Raw genomic sequence first — 23822 nt, 5'->3', positions numbered from 1 at the left:
AAAACAACTATGGGATTTACAATCAATATAGACGATATTTTAGACGGTAGGGACAGTTCTTTTACACGAGGATCACTAGAAAATGCCATTAATTTCAACAATTCAGAAGGGCAAGATTTTATTGTAGATGCTGGGGGTGAGTTTAACCAACGTGTCTTTGCTCCATTAATTTTTGAACCGCTTGTACGTCCAGGGATATCATTACCTGAGTTACGTATAGATGCCGTGACAGTTTCTTTAAATCGCTCTAAAAATATTAGCAAACAAAGTATTGAAGGGAGAGAGTTTACTGTAAAAGAACATATTACCAATGGTGATTTTAGCATCTCTATAGAAGGATTGATCGCCAGTGATAAGGGTAACACCAATTATCCTAAAGACAAACTATTCTTACTGAAACAGTTTTTGAATGCACCCTATACTCTTGGAGTAACCCATGCGATTTTAAACCGTTTTGGGATCTATGAGCTAGTGATCGATTCTTACTCAATACCTTCTATAGAGGGTACAAAGAATATCCAAAAGTTTTCGGCTAGTGCCACATCAGATGAAACCGTTGAATTAATTATAAGAGACAATGTTTAGTTTAAATGCAAGAATTATAGTGTATGAAACGGTCAATCTCATACCTACTTCCGTTTCGTATGAGTTTGATTATGTGAAGGATGTGCATATAGAATCGTCTTATGACACCTTAACAGATACCGCTACGATTATGATGCCTAAGAAGGTATTTAATCATCTGGAAGAAGAGTTTAATCCTTCTCAATTTAATACCATTAATAACCGTGATCGGATTGTGTCGATTCATGACTTTTTTAAGCTAGAAAATTTCATAGAAATTTTCTTAGGCTATGATGGAGATTACAAACCTGCTTTTAGAGGCTATATCACTTCTGTAGAAAGCGATGCTCCTGTTAAAATTATTTGTCAGGATGTGATGTATGCGTGTAAAAAAGTAAAAGCTGTAGAAGATGAGTCTCCTAATGATGGTACCGATGTTTTAAATGTGATTGCAGAAAACCCATCTATAAATATAGCATCATTTAATCCTAAAGATTTTTTTACAAAACGCCTTACTGCTTTAGGGTTTCCTTTTAAAATCAATGCACTGGATGAAAATCTAGGGGCTATGGTCATCAAAAGAGGACAGAGCGTATGCCAACTTCTTGAGGAATTACAAAAACACGGGATCCGCGCGTTCTTCAAGATGGAAGCTACTGCACCAGTACTAACCATTACGAACAACCCACAAAAGTATGGTGTTGAAGAAATTGGAAATTTTGTAGAACGCAATTTTATTAAAACCCCTTTAGTTGGAGAGGTTGTAAAACGTCTTTTTAATCAAGGGCTTCAGTTACTCGCGCCCGTTTTAAATGCGATAGATGATGCCTTTGGAAGTGATCAATTTTTAGGCAGTGCGAGATTTCGCTTTAAGCATAATATTATACAAGATAATTTAAAGGTTGTAGAAGAAGAGGTAAAGAACACACGTATTCGAGTTGAAAAATATTTTAAAAACTCCAACACCCCTATCCAAATAGAAATAGGAGATGAAGATGGATTATTAGAAAAAACCTACGTACTCCACGAGCAAGATAAAGACCTTCCTAACGAGCCTATTCTTTTTAAAGCTGAAAAGTTAAAAGTAGAGGCTGAGTTAATACAATATGCGGCATTTAGAGCCTTAGAAAAAAGAGTTACAGGTCTCTCAGGAACCTTTACCACTTTTGGAGAACCTTTTATACGACCTACAGACAGAGTTACCCTAGATAACGCTGAAGACAAAGAAAAAAATGGAACTTTTCAGGTGAAAAAAGTGATTCGTACGTATGGATTAAATGGATATAGACAAGAGATTGAGTTAGGACGAAAAATAGAAATAGTATGATACAGCTTAAAGATTTAATACAAAATATTGCCGAAAAAGACATTACAGTACAAACGTATGCGGCTAAGGTTGTGGCTATAAACACACCACAAAACTCTATCCACAGCCCAGAAGATGTTTTTACAGTAAACGTGATACGCCCCGATGGTGCGATGATAAAAAACGTACGGCTTAAAGCATCTATTCAAGAAGAAGAACAAGGAGTCATAAGTATCCCTAAGTTAGATAGCTGGGTACTGGTTTCTATTATTGATAATCTCGAGACACGTGCGTTTATCTCTCAATATTCTGAAATAGAACGCACGTTTGTGAGGTTTAAAAATGAGAATAATCAATACTTAGAAATTGACAGTAATGCAGATCAGTTTCATATCCTTTTTAAAGAAGCACAACCTACCCTGCCAGGTCAAGCACCTTCCGAATTCAAGTCTATTGCCAAAATAGCATTTAATAGCCTTGAATCTCAAAACAATGGAGACCATCCTAGTATGGTGACCACGTTTTATGACGGCGAAGGAAAATTACTGTCAGAAACACTCGCTACTGGACAAGTACAAAAAACAGTACTTAATACCATTAAAAATGGAGAACCTATCCCTCGTGTATGTTTTGACCTCAATACTACAAGTGATACTGTTGCAACCCTACATTTTACAGGAGAAGATGAGACTAGCAAACAAAAAATAGACATTACAGAACTTGGAACTACCATCGCTATAAATGAAGATATGACTGTAGTGACGCTTCTGGAAAATGAGCTAACGATTACGACAGATCAAGGCAATGGATATATGGCTTCTGTAAAAGATGGCGAAGTATTGATCACCAAAGATGATCTCACTTTTAAACTGACAGATCTTGTCACTATAGAAAAAGGAGGCGTTAATCTAGGGACAGAATTACAAACATTAATCACCCAACTTCAAGCACTTACGGTGCCCACTCCTGTAGGACCCTCGGGACCTCCAATTAATGCCAATAATTTTGCCACCATAGGAACAAACCTATCAAACCTCTTAGTTTAATCAATAAAAAAATAATAGCATGCCTTTAGTAAAAATAACATTACAAAATGCCATAAAAAGTGCATTAGAGCAACAAAGAGCAAAAGCATCAGACGACCCTGATTCAACAAATTCTATTAATGAATTAGCAGATGCATTAGCGACTGCCATAGACACCTATATAAAATCGGGGACTGTGATGACCACCGTAGTCACTGCTGGGAGTGCAACGGCGCAAACAGGAACGGGCGTAGGTAACATCACATAACCTGGGAGCATTTTAAGATCAGGGAGTTTCGATACCTCTTCAATACATCGACAAGCATTTTTTTGTGTGTATGCTTAGAGTGATTATATACTACAACATCACTGAACGACCTGATCTTATCACGCTCTTAAAATCTCTAAAAACACCATGTTCCCTGTAGGGCGTTCCCTTGCAGGGCAGGCTCTCCGCTATATCTTTTTTGAGCATATATGCCACTCAAAAAAGGATGCCGCTATGATCCTTAACGCAAAAAAAGACACCTCATACATATTATACACAGTACTACAAAACTCACTTCTTATGAGTATCATAAAAAAACATTACCTAAAGGTAGCAAACATTGCAGATTTAGAAGTAAAGCTTCCCTTGTTATTACATCAAATAAAAGAACAACAAGACAATGAGAGACTCTTTAATGCGTATGCAGATAACTATGAAGCTAATGTATTACAACAACAGCAACAACAAAAACAGCAACACTACGTATACTACAATCTTTGGCACTTATTAACTTGGATAAAAGCACATAGCAATACTATGCTTAATGGAATACCTATCCTTAATTATTTGAACAAACAGGTTCTATCCTCACAAAGTGGCAACTTTGTCTTGTATCAAAAAGAAATAATAAGAGGTAAACATGCTAATTTAAAATTTGCAGATGTTGAGGTAATACATGGATTTGCCCATACAGAGTTCCATTTAATTATCAAAGAATCTGGAGAAATGGATGGAGATCCAGTTATAGATCTGTGCACAGATACTTTTGATGGTATAAAAACAATCTTAGATTATATCCAATTACCAAATACCAAAAAAATACTACAGAAAATTACCAAAGAATATCAAAGCATTATATCAGAAACAAGAAACATTAATGACTTAGACGTAATCTATGAGAATCTACCCAATATTGTATATGGAAAGCTAAACGATAAGGTACTGTTGGATGATTTAAAAAATATGTTAGCTGCTGGTGTTTCTGGAAAGAATGCTGGAAAAATAACCTTGTTTAATACAAATGAAGAGCTAGCTATTGTAAATATTTTGAAAGCCATGTCTGGCAAAGCACTTTATGATGCTATTAACCAAGATTTAGGTTTATTACAAAAGATATATGATGAGCTACACGGAGAGCACTTAAAAGAAGCTATGAATAGCATCTGGATAGCATGTATTGCATACGGTGAGGAGGCGGCAGAATATGATAGCTGTGTTGTTATTAATAGTACTAAAATGGCAAATAAAGCGCCTTTAAAACTATTTACGATACAGTCTACATGGGATGGTGGCACTTCTGTCAATATATATAATGAAACTTCTGAGAATGCCTCTGCAAGAGGAATGTCTGTTTCAGTAAGAAGCGACCCTTACAATGAAATACATCCACACCCGCTGGATATCATTACTATTATCTCTGCAGATGGTAGTACAGAAATGATTGCTCCCGCAATTATTGCCCATTATCTAATAAAAGACCAGCAGCTTACAGAATTCTGGAAAATAATAAGCTTTGCGTCACATTTTGCGGGTATTGCAGGCGCGATACGCGCACTTACGGTAAAAGGAGCTTCTATTCTAGTGAGAAGACTTGCCATTGTAGAACTAGCGAAAACAGGTGTAGACCTTGTGATGCAACACCCTTTTATCAAGCAAAAATTAAAAGAAGCAGATGCTGAGTGGATAAGTGATTATTGGAATATTTTAAGTGTGAGTTATGACATGGTGATGATTACAACTGCCTTTGGTCCACAAATTCTAAAATTTGGCCCAAAAGCAATTAGTAAATTGGAAGATCTCCTCCACAGCTTTAAAAGTGGTCCAAATACACTAGAATTAAGCAAAGTAGAATTACAAAGAGTCATTAGCCGACTTAAAGAACTTGTAAAGGCTTCTAAGAAAGCGAAGGTTAAAAAACAAGAGTTTAATCCTGAACAACACAGCGAGTTTATAGATAATGCCGATAATATTCCCGGAAAACAGAAACCTAAAGAAACTGTCGGGCAACGTAAAGAACGTTTACAACAGAAGAGGAAAAGATTAGAAGAAATTAAAACAAAGGAAAAAATAGAAGAAATAAAAAAACAGACACTAGAGCAGCGTAAAAAAGAATTAGGTACTGATCCTGCAAAAGATTATATTGAACATGAAGCTGAAGTAGGAGCTGCTATCGAAAAAAGATTTGGTTACCTTGAAAGATCTACCAAGCCAGATGTTGAATGGGTTTCACTAAGTGGCTCATATAAAGGAAAAACATTTGATTTAATTGGTTTAAAAAAAGGTATTAGTAATTTCGTGCCAGATGATATGAAAGATTTCATCAAATCATTAAAAGATCATTTTGTAAAATCCGATGTTGTGGTTCTCGATTATAGATACATGAATAAACCACAAATAAAAAATGTTGAAATATTTTTAAAAAATGAAAATATCATAGAAAGTGATAATTTTATAAAAATATGGACAAATAACGATTTATAATATAAAGAATATGTCAATATTAATTAGTGAAAATAATACTTGGACTGCAAACAAATGGATTTCTTTCAAATTTTTTGAAGATGCACTAAAATTTGTAAATGTAGAATCTGAATTAGGTAAAAAATTAACTTTCTTATCATTTGTGAGCATAGATTTTTTAGATCTTACAGACTTTTCTGATATTAATTCAAAATTTTCAGATGTATTAAACAATGTCATTGAATACAATAAAGAAATACAAGGAGCAGATATGCACGATCCTAGTTATTTCCAAATGTATTTTGATAAACTCTTAGAACTGAAAAAAATGTTTTATGAAACACATGGTTTTAGTGATAATGATATTTCATCTAACGAAGATTAATGTTGTGTTTGCTTTCGCGAAAGCGTACTTAGAAAACATACTAGCATAAAATAAAAAGTCCCAATGAAATAAATCTCATTGGGACTTTTCTGTGGGCGCTAAGGGATTCGAACCCCTGACCCCTTGGGTGTAAACCAAGTGCTCTGAACCAACTGAGCTAAGCGCCCTTTCTTTCAATGCGGGTGCAAATATAAGCTAAAGTTTGTGAGTGTAAAATGTTTTGTCAAAAAATAATTACTTCTTTCATAAAAAACTGAACTTCCCTGTAATAATGAGCTAACACAGCAACCTGAAAGGTCTCAAACCTTAAAGCAAACTCTGGACACTAAAAATCAACCCAAAAGTCGAGGTATTAAATCTATAGATCCTGCTGAAAAAGCGAGATGAGTTCTACCACTTCATTAATTTTAATATCTTAGCTCAAAAAGTTTTCTTGAGATATATTTCTTTATTAGATGAACTAGACATTACTCTGGATGCTATCATTCATATTGATACCGCACAGATTATACGCCTACAAAAACAGCTGAAGGCGAAAGCTGTTCTCGAAAACAAAAGTCATCTAGAAGAACTTTCAGAACTCGTATCTCAACTTGAACATCAAGAAACAAAAGAAGCACATCTTTTTATAGAAAGTCATCTTTGGTTAAAAAGAATACTTTTAGAAACGTACGAAGATCTTGATGTTAAAGCTTTTGATTCCACGTATAATCCTCGTACAGCAACAGCGTATACAAAAGTATTTATCACTCCTTTTTTGCTTCAATCACTTAATCCTACATTATCTTATTTATTTTCTAAAGAAAAATTTCATCTCGTCATCAGACTTGTATCTCAAGAACGCTTCTTTTCTGAAGAAGTTAAACAAGAAATCATTCGTTTTTTTGCGACACAACTCCTTGAAGCAAATAGGTATATAACGCAAGGGAAGTTAAAAGAATCTCAAGTGCCTGTTTCATTTTTGAAAAATACTGACTTTATAGAAAGTGTAAATATCTATATCACAGCATTAATAAAGGAGGTTACAGAAATAAACGGTACGATCTTACGTATTTATAATCGGAATCAAAGATTTGTAAATAGGGAGTGGGATTTTGCAATTTCTACAATGGTTGCTTTTGGAAAGCTAAAGCCTTCTAATCAACAGCAACAAGAAATATTTACAAAAAATGCTGCAATTGCAAAGTCTAGTACGTTCAAATCAGGTTTACTAGAACTTGAAGAACGTGATTCCCAAAAAAGTAATTCAAAAAACAGATATCCAATTATCATCATTACCGTCATCGCCTTTGTCATAATTGGAGTTACTATAGGTATTTTTAAAAGTAATCTTGGCACTAACTATACTAAAGATGGTGATCTAAATTCTGAAAAAATCAGTAAAGAAAACCAAGCCACTCCTTATACAGATTATGATCAAACAGTGATTACTGAAAAAACCGAAGAAACTATAATAGAAACTACCGAGTCAACAATACAAACTGAAGAGAATAGCATCATTTCTGAAGAAACAACACAACCCTTTATTCCTGAATATATAACACTTCCTAATCAAACTAAAGGATATACACAAGATAGTCATATACGCTTCTTATATAGTTTAAAGAGAAAAGTATTAAAAGGTGATGATAACGAGTCTAAAGAGATTATAAAAATAACCCCTTTTACAAATCCATATCCAAAAACATTTAATGCAATACCCACAGATGTTCCTACTAATTCTGCGCAATTAGAGATAAAAAATAGCACTCAAAAAGAGCTGATAGTTTTTAAACTTCAAGATGGCGTAGATCAAGCGATTATCATTCCTGAAAATGAGAAAAGCATATTGAACTTCAAACAAGGGGATTCTATCGCTTTTTATACTGGAACCGATTTTACATCATCTCGCTTCTCTCATTTTACCAAAAAACAAGAGATCTCTAGCATTTATAAAATCACATCATTATCAACGTCCTCAAAAATAGATGTACTTCCATTTAAAGATAATTCAGGATCTGTAAAAAATCCGAAATTCAAAAGGAGCATCGAGTCTTTAACGTTCTACAATCTAAAAACAGAAAAATTAAAGACTATTGAGACCTTATATAGAAACTTTTATAATACATATTATAAAGAAGAGTGATTCACGTTCTTTAAAGTCTCATTACTTGATACAGTTTTTAACAAACGCTTTATCTTAAAACGATGTACTTAAAGTACTTCTGCAACCACAAACGTACTGCCACCTATAAAAATAAAATCATGAGGCGTTGCTTTTTCTTTGGCAGCGTCCAATGCTTCAGAAACAGATGCATAACTCGCTCCTTTCAAGTTAAATTTAGAAGCCGCTTCCTCTAATGTTTCAACGGGCATTCCTCTAGGCACTGATGGTTTACAAAAATAATAGGTAGCATGTGTTGGAAACAGCGGTAAAATATCATCTAAGTCTTTATCTGAAACAACTCCTACTACGATATGTAAATGATCGTAGTCGATGGTTTCTAGTTGAGGTAACACATACGAAAGCCCTTCTTTATTATGTCCTGTATCGCAAATAATAGTAGGATATTCTCCTAACAATTGCCAGCGTCCTTGCAACCCTGTATTTGCAACCACATTCAATAATCCTTTGGCGATGTGTTGTATCCCGACGCCAAATCCTTTTTGTTGTAATTGCGCAACCACCACTTGTACTGTTCGGATATTATGTTGTTGATAGGCTCCTTTTAAATCTGACTTCATCGGGATCGCGTCAAAGGAATATGCTTTGTATAAGGGTGCATTCCGCTTTCGCGAAAGCGTATCAAACACCTCTTCCGTTTCAGGATGGTATTCACCTATCACCACAGGAATTCCTTCTTTAATAACCCCTCCTTTTTCAAAAGCTATTTCTGAATGTGTATCTCCCAAAAATTGTGTATGATCGAGTCCTATGTTGGTAATGACAGCCACTTCAGGTGTAATAATATTGGTGCTATCCAACCTTCCGCCAAGTCCTACTTCAATGATGGCAATATCCACCTGCTGACTCGCAAAATAGTCAAATGCCATGCCTACCGTCATCTCAAAAAAAGATAAGGAATTTGCTTCTAGAAACGATTTATTGTTTTTTACAAAATCAACAACAAACGTCTCACTCACAGGCATTCCATTAATACGAATACGTTCTCGAAAATCTTTAAGATGAGGTGAGGTATATAATCCTACGGTATATCCTGCTTCTTGTAATACAGAAGCGAGCATGTGACTGGTAGAGCCTTTTCCATTGGTACCCGCCACGTGTACTGATTTGAATTTTGTATGCGGATTCCCTAGATGCTCTGCTAACAATAAGCTATTAGTGAGATCTTTTTTAAAGGCTACAGCTCCCTGACGCTGATACATAGGAAGCTGTGTAAAGAGCCATTCTGTAGTTTCTTGATATGTGATGGTGTTCTGTTTTTATTTTTTTATAAACTTTTGGGTATATGTTCTTTCCCCAGTTTCAATCTGTAAAATATACATCCCAGTAGCTAAATTACGGATATCAACATAAGGATTGTTTACAGAAATTTCTGTCTGTAATTGTTGCTGCCCCAACTGGTTAAAGATACGTATATTTCCAGAGGAAATGGTTCCATTAAGCCCAATAGAAATTTCATTTTGAGCAGGGTTTGGATAGATGAGAACCTCAACAATAGGATCTTCGAAAGCATCTGTTGCCAACACATCTTCAGATATATTTATTTTATAAATCGACCTTCCATAAGTAGCTACAAATAAGAATCCTGAATTTTCATCAAAATGTAAATCTGTTACAATTAGTGAAGGAACATTTTCGCCGAAAGGCAACCAAGTATTGCCTCCATCATTAGAACTTAGCACGCCTATATCTGTAGCAAGAAACAAGTTGTCAAAAGGATCAATTTCAATATCACTCACAGGAATATCAGGAATTGCATTAGAGAGATCTGTCCAGTTAGTACCGTTATCTGTGCTTTTAAAAACATGACCATCATCTTCTCCATACCGGTATCCAGAAAAGGTCACATATACCTCATTAAGTGTATTGGGTGATGCTTGTACCCGTGTCACCCATCTATTGGGTAGCGTTGCGCTAATACTTATCCAGTTTGCGCCACCATCTGTGGTTTGCCAGACATTGCCATCGTCTGTACCTATATAGATGATATCGCTATCCAAAGGAGAAACATCAATGGTGGTAATAGTCCCATACGTCAAATTTCCAGAGGAAGAACCGTTGGTTAAGTCCGGACTAATCGCAGTCCAACTGGCAGCCATATCTGTACTTTTATACACCCGCTGTGTTCCATAAAATAAGGTTTGATTATCCTGAGGGTCAAATGCAATGGGCGTATCCCAATTACGCCGATCTGCATTTGGAATTCCGTTGAGCACACTTACAAAACTTACAGCATCATCGGTAGACCGAATCAAATTACCAAACTGAGAAAGTGCATAAATGACATTGGTATTATCCTTATCTACAAGTGGTTGAAAACCATCACCTCCAGTTATAATCGTCCAGTCAGAAAGACCTGACGTCGTTGTACGCATTGTACTATTATCCTGTGTGCCTCCATATATTTTATCAGGATTGGAAGGGTCTACATACATTCTATAAAATTGTGTAATCGGGAGTGTGATATCTAGTTCTGAAGTATCTCCACTATTTGCGCTTTTATAAAGACCTCCATCATTTCCTACAAAAACGGTAGCGGGATTGGTAGCATCAAAAGCCAATGCATGCTGATCTACATGTACATTTGGAAAGGTAGATTGCCAACTATCTGCTCCGTCTGTAGTTTTTTGCATCCTAAAACCTGAGTGATACACCTCATCTGGGTTTTGGGGGTTTACAAATAAACCTCCGAACCACCAATGAAAACCTACATTTGTGAGTTGACTTGAATTTTTGGTCATCCAAGAATCGCCTCCATTTTCCGTTTTGTAAATCCCTTGAATATTTCCTGAGGCATCTGCATAAGAAGCATAAAGGATCTCTGGATTAGATGATGATATATCGATACTAATGCGTCCTTTTAACCCCCCTTCTGTTGGGAGTCCATTGGTTAGAATAGACCAAGTTTCTCCGCCATCTGTAGATCTATAAATATTAGAAGCATCCCCACCGTACGTTCTATTTTCTGGCGTGCGTTCCCGTTGCCAAGAAGCGGCATATACAATATCTGGATTTGTAGGATGAATAGACATATCAATAATCCCAGTGTTATCTGCTACAAATAGTACTTGATTCCAAGTCGTCCCACCATCTGTGGTTTTATAAATCCCACGGTTGGAATCGTTTCTAAAAAGAGATCCCATTGCTCCTACGATGATAATATCTGGATTGGAAGGATGGATGAGTACTTTACCAATGCTTCCTACTTCTTGAAGACCTATATTTTGCCAAGTCATTCCAGCATTTTCAGAGATGTAAACACCATCGCCATCATAGGCAAGCGAACCTCCACCTGCATTTGGCTCTCCCGTTCCTACAACAATAATATCCGAGTTACTTTCTGAAACAGCAATATCCCCTATGGCTAGCATAGGTTGATCGTCAAAAATAGGTTGCCACGTATCTCCAGAATCTGTAGATTTGAATACTCCACCAGAAGCTGCACCTACATAGACGGTGTTTGCTGTACCAGAGACTATCTCGATATCGGTGATGCGTCCTCCTATATTGAGTGGCCCTGCAAATTCAAAAAGGTTGGCTTGATTTCTTGTGTTTTGCACCTGGTCTTTTCTCCAGATGGCTGCTTGTCGTTGTGCATTGGGTTTTATTTCTCCCTTAGGATATGCTCTTTGCATAAACATATAATCTGTGGGAAGCTTTTTAGCTATTTCTGTTTTAATATTCTTGCTTTCAGTAGGCTTTTCACTACACGATAAAAAAGCAAATAATGCTATACATGAGAGGAATATGAAGTTTTTCATAGAAATTTTTTAATAATCTTAATCTAAAGATACTTGAAAAATAAATGAAAGAAACTCATTTATTCAAAGGAAGTACTACTACGTTTTGTAAAATTTACAAATAAAAAGCAAAAGACTTTTACCTTATGAATTAATTAGAAAGGCTAAAACGATATACGATTTTACCTATTTGTTTGGAAGGTGCATTGGGATCTGCATTAAACTTTGTAGCAAGTGCTGCTTCTTTTGCTGGATCTAACAAACATTTTGTGCTATTTGTAGTACCACGAACTCCTGCCATGGCTTTGATAACTTTTCCTGTTCGGTCTACTTCTATACTCACCACAACAATACCAGCTTCATTACATTCTTGTACACGTTTTGGTTTCCCAAGCGCTTTACGACCGCCAAGTTGGTAATTCCCATCACCATCTAGTCCCTTTCCTGTTCCGTAATAACTAGAGGCATTTGGATCTCCATTAGGATCACCTTTATCGCCTGCTTGATTATCATCACCTTGACCTCCTTGAGCAGTACCGTCTTTTTTAGGACCGTTGATTAATGCATCTAATGCACTTGTCGTACTCTTATCTGGTGTAGGGTCTGGTTTTGCTTCTTCTACAGGTTTTTCAACAGGCTTTTCTTTCGGTTTATTTACCTTAGGTTTCGGTGTTTCTTTTGGTTTTTCCTCTATGACGGGAGCGTCTTCTGTGTCTTGAGTTACAACCTCTTCGGTAATTTCTGGCTGAGGTGGTGTCGGCACTGGTTCTGGTGCGGTATTTTTAGGTGCTGAAGCTACAGGTTCTGTAGGCTGTACATTTCCTGATCCCACACTAGAGGTTCCAAAGTTGACGGCAATCCCTCCTTCTATAGGCGGATCCATATAGTCCATACCCACCCAAAACATCAACAAAAGGATGATCGCCATAATAATACTACTTATGGTAAAGGATTTCTTTTTATGTGGCGTATCTAGATATGGCACTTTATAGCGTGTATATTAATTTGTTATGCACTTTTATACGCTTTCGCGAAAGCGTACCAATTCCTATTTAATTAGGTCGTACGGCAAGTACAATCTTATATTTATTACGATTTGCGATATCCATGATTTTTACAGCATTTTCGATAGGCACTCCTTCTTCTGCTCTTAAAATAATGGTAGGCTCTTCTACACCGCTTAATTCTTTTGTGATAAAGGCTTCGATACCTTGTTCATTCACACGTTCTTTATTAACGTAATAATCAAGGTCTTTTGTGATACTTACCGATAGGTTTTGTTTATTGCTGGTCTTTCCTTTTGCTTTGGGCAATATAAGGTCTAATGCATCTGGTGTAATCGCTGGAGAGGTCAATAGAAAAAAGACCAACAACAGAAATACAATATCTGTCATAGAACTCATACTGAACTCTGGGCTTACTTTATTTCTTCCTCTAAGATTCATACTAGATCGGTTCGTTAAGTAAGTCTAAGAAATCTACCGCATTTGCTTCCATAGAGTGTACTACTTTATCTGTACGAACTACCAAGTGATTGTATCCCATATAGGCAATAATACCCACAATAAGTCCTGCTACGGTGGTGGTCATTGCCGTATAAATCCCTTCGGCAAGGGTACCCATCTCTGCTTGTCCACTACTGGTAGCTAATGTATGGAAAGCCATAACCATTCCTATTACAGTTCCTAAAAACCCAATCATAGGAGCGGCTCCTGCAATGGTTGCAAGTACACTTACATTTTTTTCTAGTTTATATACTTCCAGACGACCACTGTTTTCAATCGCGGTATTGATATCTTCAAGAGGATTTCCAATTCTGGAGATTCCTTTTGCTGTAAGTCTAGCCACGGGAGAATTGGTCTGAGCACATAGTATTTTTGCAGCTTCTATGTTTCCGTTAGAAACATTATCACGAATTTGATTCATGAAATTGCTATCTATTTTTGAAGCGGCTTTGATGGCAAATACACGTTCAAAATAGATATAAATAGCCACAAAAAGGAGTACAAATAAAACTCCTATAATAATCATTCCAGAGATTCCTCCTGTAACTAACAAATCTATTATCGAAAGTGTTTTTTCTACAGGTTCGTCCGTATTCAATGCATCGGCAGCGTTTTGGGCGCCATCTTGCAGTAATCTATTAATCATAATTCAGAATTAGTTAAGTTCATAACGCATTATATGGGGAATAAGTATGTGCTATAAGGAGAACATGATGACAAGGTATAAGTAGCCTATTAAAAATCCTACAGCAGCAAGCCAAGAGATTTTTTTAAGATACCAGATAAAATCTATTTTTTCCATTCCCATCGCAGCGACTCCTGCTGCCGAACCTATAATTAACATACTTCCTCCTGTTCCTGCCGCAAAGGCAATAGCATGCCATAAATCTGCATCGAGGGCTGTACCTCCATACATTCCGATAGAAGCGGCTACTAAGGGTACGTTATCTATAATTGCTGAGAACACTCCTAATAATGCCACAACAACATCTTGATTAGGAATGGCTGCTTGTAAGACTTCTGCTAGGTAGCGTAAGGTTCCTACTTGTTCTCCTCCTATCGTTCCATATACGAGTGTTTCCAGAGCTCCTACGGCCATTAAGATTCCTAAGAAAAACAGGATACTACTTATCTCAATACGTGATAATGCTTTATGTGCAGAATATAAGTGACGACGTTCTTTAGAGAAATCTTCTTCAGGATGAATGTATTCTGAGACTAGCCATACAACCCCCAATGCTAACATCATCCCCATATAAGGGGGCAAATGTGTTAGGGTTTTGAATACTGGTACAGAAACAATCATTCCTAAGCCTAAAAACAACATGGTTTTACTACTCAGTAAACGACCAGCTTCTTCATCGTCTTCTAGTTCTTCGATTTCTATGTCCCCTCTAAAAGCAGGCAAATACATTGCGATTGCAAAAGGAACCGCAAAACAAAGAATAGAAGGAATCACTAATGTGCTTACAAGTCCGCCTACAGATACTTTATTTGCAATCCATAACATGGTGGTGGTCACATCTCCAATAGGAGACCAAGCACCTCCAGCATTTGCTGCTATGACTACAAGCCCTGCAAACCAAAGTCTTTCATTTTTGTTACTTATCAATTTTCGCAATAGCGTAATTAGAACAATCGTCGCTGTAAGATTATCTATAATAGCCGATAAGATAAAGGCTAAAATACCAATAATCCACAACAGCTTTCTTTTACTACGGGTACGCACCGCTGTTTTAAGGACTTCAAAACCGCGATGTAAATCTATAATTTCCACAATGGTCATCGCTCCAATTAGGAATACCAGAATCTCGGCTGTTTTTCCTAGATGGTGAAGTAAGCTGTTTTCAAATCCATGCATGGCATCATCACCTCCTGTTAAAAAACTAAAAACTTCTTCGTGAGAATCCACTACATTAAACCAACCTTGACTAAATCCAACGGCCAAGAAGGCCCACATTAAGGACGCCATAATAAGTGCTGGTACGGTTTTATCAAGTTTTAAAGGATGCTCAAGGGTTATTGAAAGGTAGCCAATAACAAAAATTAGTATAATAACTGATTCCATAAAAAAAGTTGGTTTTTAAGAAGCTTTTAAAGTAGTTGTTTTAATGCAATTTCAAAAGCAGTATTGCTAATATTTTTTGTATCTGGATTTTGGTCGTAGGTCTTTTGAATCGCATTTCTAATGGTCATAGAGGTATCGTTAAAAATAGCATCATCTGTCATTTGTACTTTACGCTCCATAAAGTAAGCAAATACACGAGCCATCCCGCAGTTGGAAATAAAATCTGGAATTAAGCTCACTTTTGCATCTGTATGCTCCATAATAGGTCCAAAAAATATTTCTGTATCTGCAAAAGGAACGTTTGCTCCACAAGAAATGACTTCTAGTCCTGTGTCGATCATTCGATCTATTTGATCTTGTGTGATTAATCGGGAAGCTGCACACGGAGCAAAAATTTCTGTCTCAAGATTCCAGATACGCTCATTCATTTCCTTAAACGGAATTAAGTTGTCTCCCCCTAGTGTATTTCCTTCTTTAGCCAAATACATCGCTTGAATCTCTTCAAAAGAGAAACCATCCTCTTTGATATGTCCTCCTACAATATCTATAATACCAACAATCTTAGCGCCCATTTGAGCTAAGTAATATGCTGCTGCAGCTCCTACGTTTCCAAAACCTTGCACAACAGCACGTTTTCCTTTTATATTACCTCCGTAAATATCATAATAATGGTGTACTGCTTCTGCCACACCATAGCCTGTAATCATATCGGCTACTGTGTACTTACGTGTAACATCAGGAGAAAATTTTGGATTTTCTATGACCTTAATTACGCCTTGACGAAGTTGTCCTATGCGATTAATCTTATCGGCTTCTGTAGGTTGGAAATGCCCTGTAAATACTCCTTCTTGAGGATGCCAAACACCGCTTTCTTCTGTGATAGGAATTACTTCATGGATTTCATCCACATTCAGATCTCCTCCTGTACCGTAATAACTTTTAAGTAAAGGAGATACCACTTTATACCAGCGCTCTAAAACTCCTTTTTTACGAAGGTCTTTAGGGTCAAAGTTGATTCCAGATTTTGCGCCTCCAATTGCAGGCCCTGATACAGTGAATTTTACTTCCATGGTCTTTGCCAACGAAAGTACCTCATTCATATTAAGCCCTTTACGCATACGTGTACCACCACCTGCAGCGCCACCTCGTAATGAATTAATAACTACCCAGCCTTCTGCTTCTGTTTCTGGGTCATTCCAATGAAAAACGATTTCTGGAGATTTATCTTCGTACTTTGAAAGTAGGTGTCTCATATTATGTGTACACAGATTATAGTGTACTACAAATATAAAAAAGCATCGTACTTATACCCTAAAGAATTTAGAATATAAATAGAAAAATAAGGAATCGTTTGTATCTCATACAGTTATAATCCTACAAAATCTTACTTTTTTGATCTGAAAAATCAAATAGTATAAGGTAGTATCACGCCTGAACTGTGATCTTTACTTGCTCCCGTAACGCTTGCTAGACAATTATCTTTCCCTTCTAGTTTTAAAACACCTAATAGCCCGAAGACAATGGCTTCTTTATATTCTATAAGTACAGGATCGGGAAGTACAATATCTATATTTTTTAACGTCTTCAATCGTTCTATCAAAAAAGTATTATAGGCACCACCACCAGTAATTAAAACAGTGCCGCCCCCTTCAAACTGATGTGCAAGTTGTTGCGCAATATGTTCTGTAAACGTTGCTAAAACAGTGGTTGGTTCTAGATCAAAGCTTTTAATCATCGGAAAAATATACTCGTGTACCCACTCTATCCCTAAGGATTTGGGAGGTAATTTTTCAAAAAATGGCAAGGTATTGAGTTTCTCTAATAATGGGATGTGTGTTGTTCCCGCTTTCGCGAAAGCGCCCTCATCATCATACGCTGCGCCTAATTTTTGTGCATATACATTCAGCACGGTGTTGACGGCACAAATATCATACGCAATCCGAATAGTTCCTTTTTGCATAGATACATTGGCAAAACCACCTAAATTGAGACAGTAATCATACGTTTGAAATAACAATTGATCCCCTATAGGTACTAAAGGAGCTCCTTGCCCACCCATTGCCACATCTTGCACTCTAAAATCACAGACTACAGTACATTTTGTAATCGTCGCAATTTCTGGCAAATTACCAATTTGCAGAGTATATCCTTGATCAGGTTGATGCAAAATAGTATGTCCATGAGAGCATAAAGCATCTATCTGATCACGAGAAATGGTATTTTTTTCAATAAATCGATTAATAGCTTCTCCTAGATATTGTGTGTAATCTTCATTCAATTCTTGGAGTTTATCTTTACTATGATCAACTGCTTTTTGAAGCTTTTCGACCCAAACGTCTGGATAGGCTTGTGTTTCTGCCACGATCACCTCTGCTGTATACTGTGGCTTTGTGGTGATCTTTACATACGCAAAGTCAATACCATCTAAGCTTGTTCCGCTCATCACTCCGATAACGTTGTAATATTCTCTCTTCATAGCGTTAAAATTATTGAGAAAAATGCAAGAATCTAGTATCTTTGCATACAATTTTTACATAATTCTTAAAAAAGTACCCTCACATGGATTTTAGTTTAACTGAAGAACATTTAATGATACGTGACGCAGCACGTGATTTTGCTAGAACAGAATTACTTCCTGGCGTTATAGAACGTGACGAAAAACAACATTTTCCTGCAGAACTTGTCAAAAAAATGGGAGATCTCGGTTTTCTAGGAATCATGGTCGATCCAAAATACGGAGGAAGTGGTATGGATGCTATTTCGTACGTATTAATTATGGAAGAGTTATCTAAGATAGATGCCTCTGCTTCTGTAATTGTATCTGTAAATAACTCTTTGGTCTGTTACGGACTAGAAGCGTATGGTAATGAGGCCCAAAAAGAAAAATATCTTACAAAACTGGCTACAGGTGAGTTTGTAGGTGCTTTCTGTTTAAGTGAACCAGAAGCTGGATCTGATGCGACGTCACAAGCGACAACAGCCATAGACAAAGGAGATCATTATATATTAAATGGCACAAAAAACTGGATCACCAATGGGGGTCGCTCTGATGTATACCTTGTAATTGCACAAACAGATAGATCTAAAGGACACCATGGTATTAACGCATTTATTGTAGAAAAAGGAATGCCTGGTTTTGAAATAGGTCCTAAAGAAGATAAGTTAGGCATTAGAGGGAGTGATACACATACGTTACAGTTTAATGATGTAAAAGTGCCTAAAGAAAATCGTATAGGAGAAGACGGTTTTGGATTTAAGTTTGCGATGAAAACACTTTCTGGCGGACGTATTGGGATTGCTGCGCAAGCACTAGGTATTGCTTCTGGAGCTTATGAAATCGCACTTAAATACTCTAAAGAACGTAAAGCTTTTGGAACAGAGATTTGTAATCACCAAGCGATTGCCTTCAAGCTTGCCGATATGTACACAGAAATAGAAGCTGCGCGTTACCTTGTGATGAAAGCCGCTTGGGATAAAGATCAAGGAAATAACTATGATCGCTCTAGTGCTATGGCAAAATTATATGCTTCAAAAGTAGCAATGGAGCATACGGTAGAAGCGGTACAAATACATGGAGGAAATGGTTTTGTAAAAGAATATCATGTAGAGCGCTTAATGCGTGATGCAAAAATTACTCAGATTTATGAAGGGACTTCAGAGATTCAGAAGATTGTGATTTCTAGAAGTTTGATTAAAGAGTAATCTATTATTTACATATTCTTTATACGCTTTCGCGAAAGCGTACACAACATAAAATACCAAAAGCGAGTCTAGATAGGCTCGCTTTTTTTATGATGTTGATTTGATCCTTTTTTTAAGCTAAAATATAAAAACTGAGATTTTAGGCGATATCACCTAGCACATTTATCGTACTTTCGCGAGCACATAAAACCATCTTTGTGGGTAGAGGAATTTTCTATATGCTTATTGCCGCATTCGCCTTTGCGTGGATGAATCTTCTGGCAAAATACCTACAAGACTTTCATCCGCTTCAAGTGGTTTTCTTTAGAGCTTTTGGAACTTTTATTTTTATTTTTCCGTACATGCTTTACAAAAAGGTGCCTGTTGTAGGAAAGAAAAAGAATGTATTCTGGTTAAGCCTTAGAGGCGTTCTCAGTTTTGTGTCACTTGCCTTATTTTTTAAAGTAGTACAAGACATCCCGTTAGGATCTGCAGTTGCTTTACGATATACAGCCCCTATTTTTAGTGTCATTTTTGCGTATTTTTTTTTAAAAGAAGCTGTAAAATTAGGGCAATGGTTAAGTCTTATCATATCCATAGCGGGTGCTTTTATTATGAAGGGCGTTGACTTTAGGATAGACTCCACAAGTTTTATACTGATTATGTTTTCTTCATTACTTGTAGGAGGTGTGTTTGCTATTGTGCGCTATCTAGGATCTCGTGAGCATTACTTAACCATCATTAATTATTTTATGGTTTTTTCTATTGTAGGGAGTTTATTCTTTATTCAATATTGGCGTATACCTATAGGCGAAGAATGGTGGTGGGTTTGTATTATAGGGATTCTAGGGCTTATAGGACAGGTATTTTTAACACGTGCCTTTCAGCTCGCAGACACCAGCACAGTAGCGCCTATAAAATATATGGAGCTTGTATATGCATTACTTTTTGGCTTTTTCTTATTTGATGAGAGCTACACCCTCTGGCCTATTGTTGGGATGACACTCGTGGTTGTAGGGATGCTCTTAAATGTATGGATCAAACGGAAGGGATGATTTTTCTCAGTTTTCTTCAAGAAAGACCTCATTTTATAAGTGAAACACTGTTTTGTAAAGTCCAAAAGACCCATACAAAGTAGTTAGTTAAACTAATCCCAGTGTTTACTGAACTTGTTTCAGTAAACACTGGGATCTACGGTTTATTATCTTTTATTCAAGCTTGATCAACATACAATTTTTCTTTGCTCAATAAATGATACAGAACGTATGTGTATGTTCAAACATAAAATAACTGCGTTTAAATGTTAATCGCTAACGTTTATCAATTGATCACTTTTACCATTTTTTTACACTTAATTTAACGTGGGTTCGACGTAAAAAATTAGTAAGTCTTTTAGTGTAATTACGTTAAATTTAATGTAATCAATTTACAATCAATATGTTTATTCATTTTCTTTGCTCGTGGTGGATTCAAGAATTAAAAGCAACATTTTACTAATAAGACACAAGCTGTGAGTGTCTCTAATTTTGAAAATTGAAGGAACTCAGGAATTATCAAAAACTGCACAGAAAAAAAGTATAAGGAGGATTAAGCCCAAGACCAGTCCCTCTAGAGTGTTCTTTTTCTAACACACCACTCCAATTATGCGCAAAGATTGGAGGTATTGTTATTGATGGAAAATGCTGTATCCTTCATTAAAAAGCTTTATATAAAAAGAGGCTATTATACAGTACAACAGCCTCTTTTTATATTATAGAATCAATAGTAATAAATAGGATACCGTTTACTTCTTAATCTCTTCTTTAGGATTCAACAACACAGGCGTTCCATACCCTAATTGCTCTAGTTTCTTCAACTGTGTTTTGGCATCGCCTACCACTAGATAGATCATTTTATTAGGATCTAGGTATGTAGCAGAAAGCGCTTTGATATCTTCTACGGTCATTTCTCTCACAGTGGCTTCGCGTTGTTTTGCATAATCAACTGGAAGATTAAGTTCAGAGATATTAGAGAGCATTCCTAGTTTCGCTCTACCCGTTTCAAAAGCACGTGCATTACTTTTGATTAAAAAGCTTTTAGATACTTCTAGATCTTCCTCGCTAAAATTCTTTCCATACTCTTCAAGAATTTGTTTTACTAAAGCGGCACTCTCGTAGGTCACATTAGAGCGTACACCACTTGAAATTGTAAAAGCACCAGGGATGGCGCTACCTATAAAGCCAGATCTGATTCCGTAGGTATATCCTTTTCCTTCTCGCAACTCTTGTGTGAGCTGAGAAGCAAATCCTCCGCCTCCTAAGCGATAATTCATGACTTGTGCTGGGTAGTAATCTGAATCTGTTGCTGCAAGTGCAGGATATCCAAAACGTAATACGGATTGTTTAGCTCCAGGCACATCGTAAAAATATACTTTGGACTGTTCTGGTCGTGTAGGCATTTCATAGGTAGGAATAACTACTTCTGTTGCTTTCATATTCTCATTGATTCCTGCTAAGGAAGCAACAACTCTATTTTCTTTAATATCACCTACTACATACATGTTTGCCACCGTAGGAGACAGATTATTATAGAATGCTTTTACATCTTCTAGTGTGATTGATGCTACAGAGGCAAGAGTTCCTAATCGATTATTAGATAAAATATGCTTGTCTCCATAAATAAGTTTGGCATACTCATTGGCAGCAATACTATTAGGGTTTGCTTGTTCTTGTACGATTTGATTCATCACACTTTGTTTGATAATATCAAATTCTTTTTCATCCCAACGAGGTTGTAAAATGATTTCTTCTACTAAAGCCATGGTCGCTTCATAATTCTTAGCAAGGGTATTTCCTGTTACGACTACATTTTCATCTCCTGCATATACATTAATAGAAGCCCCTAGGCTTTCTATAGCTTCCTCGAGTTCTGCGGTTGTCTTGGTAGTAGTTCCTTTGGTCATTAATTGCGCCATCAGATTAGAAACACCCACTTTTTCTGGGTTTTCTAATAATAAACCTCCATCAAAGCTTAATTGGAATTCTACCAGAGGGACTTCTGCATTTTCGATTCCCGACACCTTGATTCCTGAAGAAAGGTCTGTTTGCCATACCGCTGGAATTTTCAAGTCTGGTGCATTTCCATAAGGAGGTTCGACAGAGCGATCAAAGGAAGAAGGTGTTTTTTCATAGGTAGCTACGACACTAGCATCAAAAGAATCTTCGGCGCCATCTACTATTTTTTCTTCAACAACTTTGGCTAATTCTGAATTTGCCAACGCTAAATCTATCTGCCCGCTAGGCACAAAACTAGTTGCAATAAAGTTTTTATCTTTAATGTAAGCATTGTACACACGCATGACATCTTCTGTAGTAACTGCTAGAATATTTTGGATGTCTGTTTCAATAAACCCTGGATCACCAGCAAATATTTCGTATTGAGCTAACTGAAATCCTTTTCCTAATACACTTGAAAGTCCGCTGTAAAAATTGGTTTCTTGCCCTGCTTTTATACGATCTATGGCAGACTGTGGGATTCCTTCTGATTCAAATTTCGCGAAAGCGTCATCAATACTGAGTGCTACCTCATCCAGATCTTTTCCACTAAAAGCCCGAACTTGAACTCGGAATTGTCCTGCTAACTCTGATGCGTAATTATACATGGTCACACTAGACGTGAGCTGCTTATCATCTACTAACACTTCATTAAAAGGAGCTTGCTTTCCATCTGAAAGATATCTTGCTAACACGCTAAGTGCATACGAGTCTTTGTGGTATAAGGGCACGGTAGGCCATGACATTGTAAGTTGAGGTATGCGGGCAAAATTATCTTCGTAGTACAGTTTTTTTGTTTCAGATACGGTGACTGCTGGTTTTTCTAGAGCAGGTACTTTTTCTCCTCTTTTGATCTCATCAAAATATTTGTGCACCCAAGCCTTTGTCTGTTCTGTATCAAAATCTCCTGCGATTGTCAAGACCGTATTGTTAGGCGTATACCAACGATTATAAAAATCTTTTACATCTTGTAATGTTGCATTTTGCAAATCCTCCAAAGATCCTATGACCTGCCAGTTATAGGGATGATTTTCTGGATATAAGTTCTTATCTACTACAGACTGTACATGACCGTAAGGACGATTATCTACGCTTTGTCTTTTTTCGTTTTTTACGACTTGTTTTTCTTTAGCAAGTACAGGATCGGTTACTGTATTTATAAAATACCCTAATTTATCTGCTTCTGCCCAAATCATTTTTTCTAGTGCATCTTTAGGTACGGTTTGAAAATAATTGGTTCGATCACGACTTGTAGATCCGTTGGCGCCGGATCCTCCAATGCGTGCACTCATTTTATCGAGTCCGCCTTTGCCTAAATTTTCAGATTCTAGAAACAATAAATGCTCAAATAGATGGGCAAAACCTGTACGTCCTTCTATCTCTCTAGCAGAACCTACATGGGTGGTTAATGCAACAGCAACTACAGGATCTGAGGTGTCTTTGTGAAGGACTACGGTTAATCCGTTGTCTAAAGTAAATTTTTCAAAAGGGACTTTAAATTCTTTTGAATCTTCTACAATAGCTACTGTTTTTTCTTGATCACAAGAAAGAACTAATAAAAAACTACATACTAGCGTTAGTAAACGAAAAGTGTTCATAAAGGTATACTTGGAATTAAGCATCG

General features: G+C 36.7%; 18 protein-coding genes and 1 tRNA gene. 9 read left to right on the top strand and 10 right to left on the bottom strand.

Features of this window, described 5'->3' with window-relative positions; all coding sequences use genetic code 11:
* Positions 1-9: 9 nt before the first annotated feature.
* The 6 genes from Q0505_RS11000 (at position 10) to Q0505_RS10975 (ending at position 6008) form a co-directional block, all read left to right on the top strand.
* On the top strand, positions 10-585 hold the full coding sequence (locus tag Q0505_RS11000) for a DUF6046 domain-containing protein (protein WP_299212728.1): 576 nt from the start codon (positions 10-12) through the stop codon (positions 583-585).
* Positions 578-1891, top strand: a complete 1314-nt coding sequence (locus Q0505_RS10995) for a hypothetical protein (protein ID WP_299212726.1) — start codon at positions 578-580, stop codon at positions 1889-1891. The genes Q0505_RS11000 and Q0505_RS10995 overlap by 8 nt, the downstream gene beginning before the upstream one ends.
* A complete protein-coding gene (locus tag Q0505_RS10990; protein ID WP_299212724.1) occupies positions 1888-2916 on the top strand; it encodes a hypothetical protein in 1029 nt (342 codons plus the stop codon). The genes Q0505_RS10995 and Q0505_RS10990 overlap by 4 nt, the downstream gene beginning before the upstream one ends.
* Positions 2917-2935: 19 nt before the next feature.
* Complete coding sequence (locus tag Q0505_RS10985; RefSeq protein WP_299212722.1) at positions 2936-3163, top strand: hypothetical protein; 228 nt, start codon at positions 2936-2938, stop codon at positions 3161-3163.
* Between the two features lie 300 nt (positions 3164-3463).
* Entirely contained in the window at positions 3464-5644 is a 2181-nt protein-coding gene (locus Q0505_RS10980; protein WP_299212720.1) for a hypothetical protein, read from the top strand.
* Between the two features lie 10 nt (positions 5645-5654).
* On the top strand, positions 5655-6008 hold the full coding sequence (locus tag Q0505_RS10975) for a hypothetical protein (protein ID WP_299212718.1): 354 nt from the start codon (positions 5655-5657) through the stop codon (positions 6006-6008).
* A 92-nt stretch (positions 6009-6100) separates the two neighbouring features.
* Here the strand turns inward: Q0505_RS10975 and Q0505_RS10970 are convergent.
* A tRNA-Val gene (locus Q0505_RS10970) sits at positions 6101-6175 on the bottom strand.
* 266 nt (positions 6176-6441) lie between these two features.
* Between Q0505_RS10970 and Q0505_RS10965 the strand changes: the two genes are divergently transcribed.
* Positions 6442-8133, top strand: coding sequence for a hypothetical protein (locus Q0505_RS10965; protein WP_299212716.1), 1692 nt, complete (start codon positions 6442-6444; stop codon positions 8131-8133).
* A 68-nt stretch (positions 8134-8201) separates the two neighbouring features.
* Here Q0505_RS10965 and Q0505_RS10960 read toward each other — a convergent pair whose 3' ends face one another.
* The 8 genes from Q0505_RS10960 to Q0505_RS10925 form a co-directional block, all read right to left on the bottom strand.
* Entirely contained in the window at positions 8202-9419 is a 1218-nt protein-coding gene (locus Q0505_RS10960) for a folylpolyglutamate synthase/dihydrofolate synthase family protein (protein WP_299212785.1), read from the bottom strand.
* A gap of 12 nt (positions 9420-9431) precedes the next feature.
* Positions 9432-11933, bottom strand: a complete 2502-nt coding sequence (locus tag Q0505_RS10955) for a T9SS type A sorting domain-containing protein (protein WP_299212714.1) — start codon at positions 11931-11933, stop codon at positions 9432-9434.
* 130 nt (positions 11934-12063) lie between these two features.
* On the bottom strand, positions 12064-12897 hold the full coding sequence (locus Q0505_RS10950) for an energy transducer TonB (RefSeq protein WP_299212712.1): 834 nt from the start codon (positions 12895-12897) through the stop codon (positions 12064-12066).
* Between the two features lie 67 nt (positions 12898-12964).
* Positions 12965-13357, bottom strand: coding sequence for a biopolymer transporter ExbD (locus tag Q0505_RS10945; protein WP_299212710.1), 393 nt, complete (start codon positions 13355-13357; stop codon positions 12965-12967).
* A gap of 1 nt (position 13358) precedes the next feature.
* On the bottom strand, positions 13359-14063 hold the full coding sequence (locus Q0505_RS10940; protein ID WP_299212709.1) for a MotA/TolQ/ExbB proton channel family protein: 705 nt from the start codon (positions 14061-14063) through the stop codon (positions 13359-13361).
* A 51-nt stretch (positions 14064-14114) separates the two neighbouring features.
* Positions 14115-15485: a sodium:proton antiporter NhaD gene (gene nhaD / locus Q0505_RS10935; RefSeq protein WP_299212707.1), complete on the bottom strand. Its 1371-nt coding sequence runs from the start codon at positions 15483-15485 to the stop codon at positions 14115-14117.
* Between the two features lie 26 nt (positions 15486-15511).
* Entirely contained in the window at positions 15512-16738 is a 1227-nt protein-coding gene (locus tag Q0505_RS10930) for a Glu/Leu/Phe/Val dehydrogenase dimerization domain-containing protein (protein WP_299212705.1), read from the bottom strand.
* Positions 16739-16890: 152 nt separating this feature from the next.
* On the bottom strand, positions 16891-17961 hold the full coding sequence (locus tag Q0505_RS10925; protein WP_299212703.1) for an anhydro-N-acetylmuramic acid kinase: 1071 nt from the start codon (positions 17959-17961) through the stop codon (positions 16891-16893).
* An 83-nt stretch (positions 17962-18044) separates the two neighbouring features.
* Here Q0505_RS10925 and Q0505_RS10920 point away from each other — a divergent pair, with 83 nt between their 5' ends.
* Both Q0505_RS10920 and Q0505_RS10915 read left to right on the top strand, forming a co-directional pair.
* Positions 18045-19187 (top strand): acyl-CoA dehydrogenase, encoded by a 1143-nt coding sequence (locus Q0505_RS10920; RefSeq protein ID WP_299212700.1) that lies wholly within the window; start codon positions 18045-18047, stop codon positions 19185-19187.
* Between the two features lie 197 nt (positions 19188-19384).
* Positions 19385-20221, top strand: a complete 837-nt coding sequence (locus tag Q0505_RS10915) for a DMT family transporter (protein ID WP_299212698.1) — start codon at positions 19385-19387, stop codon at positions 20219-20221.
* 728 nt (positions 20222-20949) lie between these two features.
* Here Q0505_RS10915 and Q0505_RS10910 read toward each other — a convergent pair.
* Entirely contained in the window at positions 20950-23796 is a 2847-nt protein-coding gene (locus Q0505_RS10910; RefSeq protein ID WP_299212696.1) for a pitrilysin family protein, read from the bottom strand.
* Between the last annotated feature and the right edge of the window lie 26 nt (positions 23797-23822).

This window comes from uncultured Dokdonia sp., from assembly GCF_937910895.1.
Classification (GTDB): domain Bacteria; phylum Bacteroidota; class Bacteroidia; order Flavobacteriales; family Flavobacteriaceae; genus Dokdonia.
Note: the sequence above shows the minus strand (reverse complement) of the source record. Positions and strands in the feature narration are given on the sequence as shown.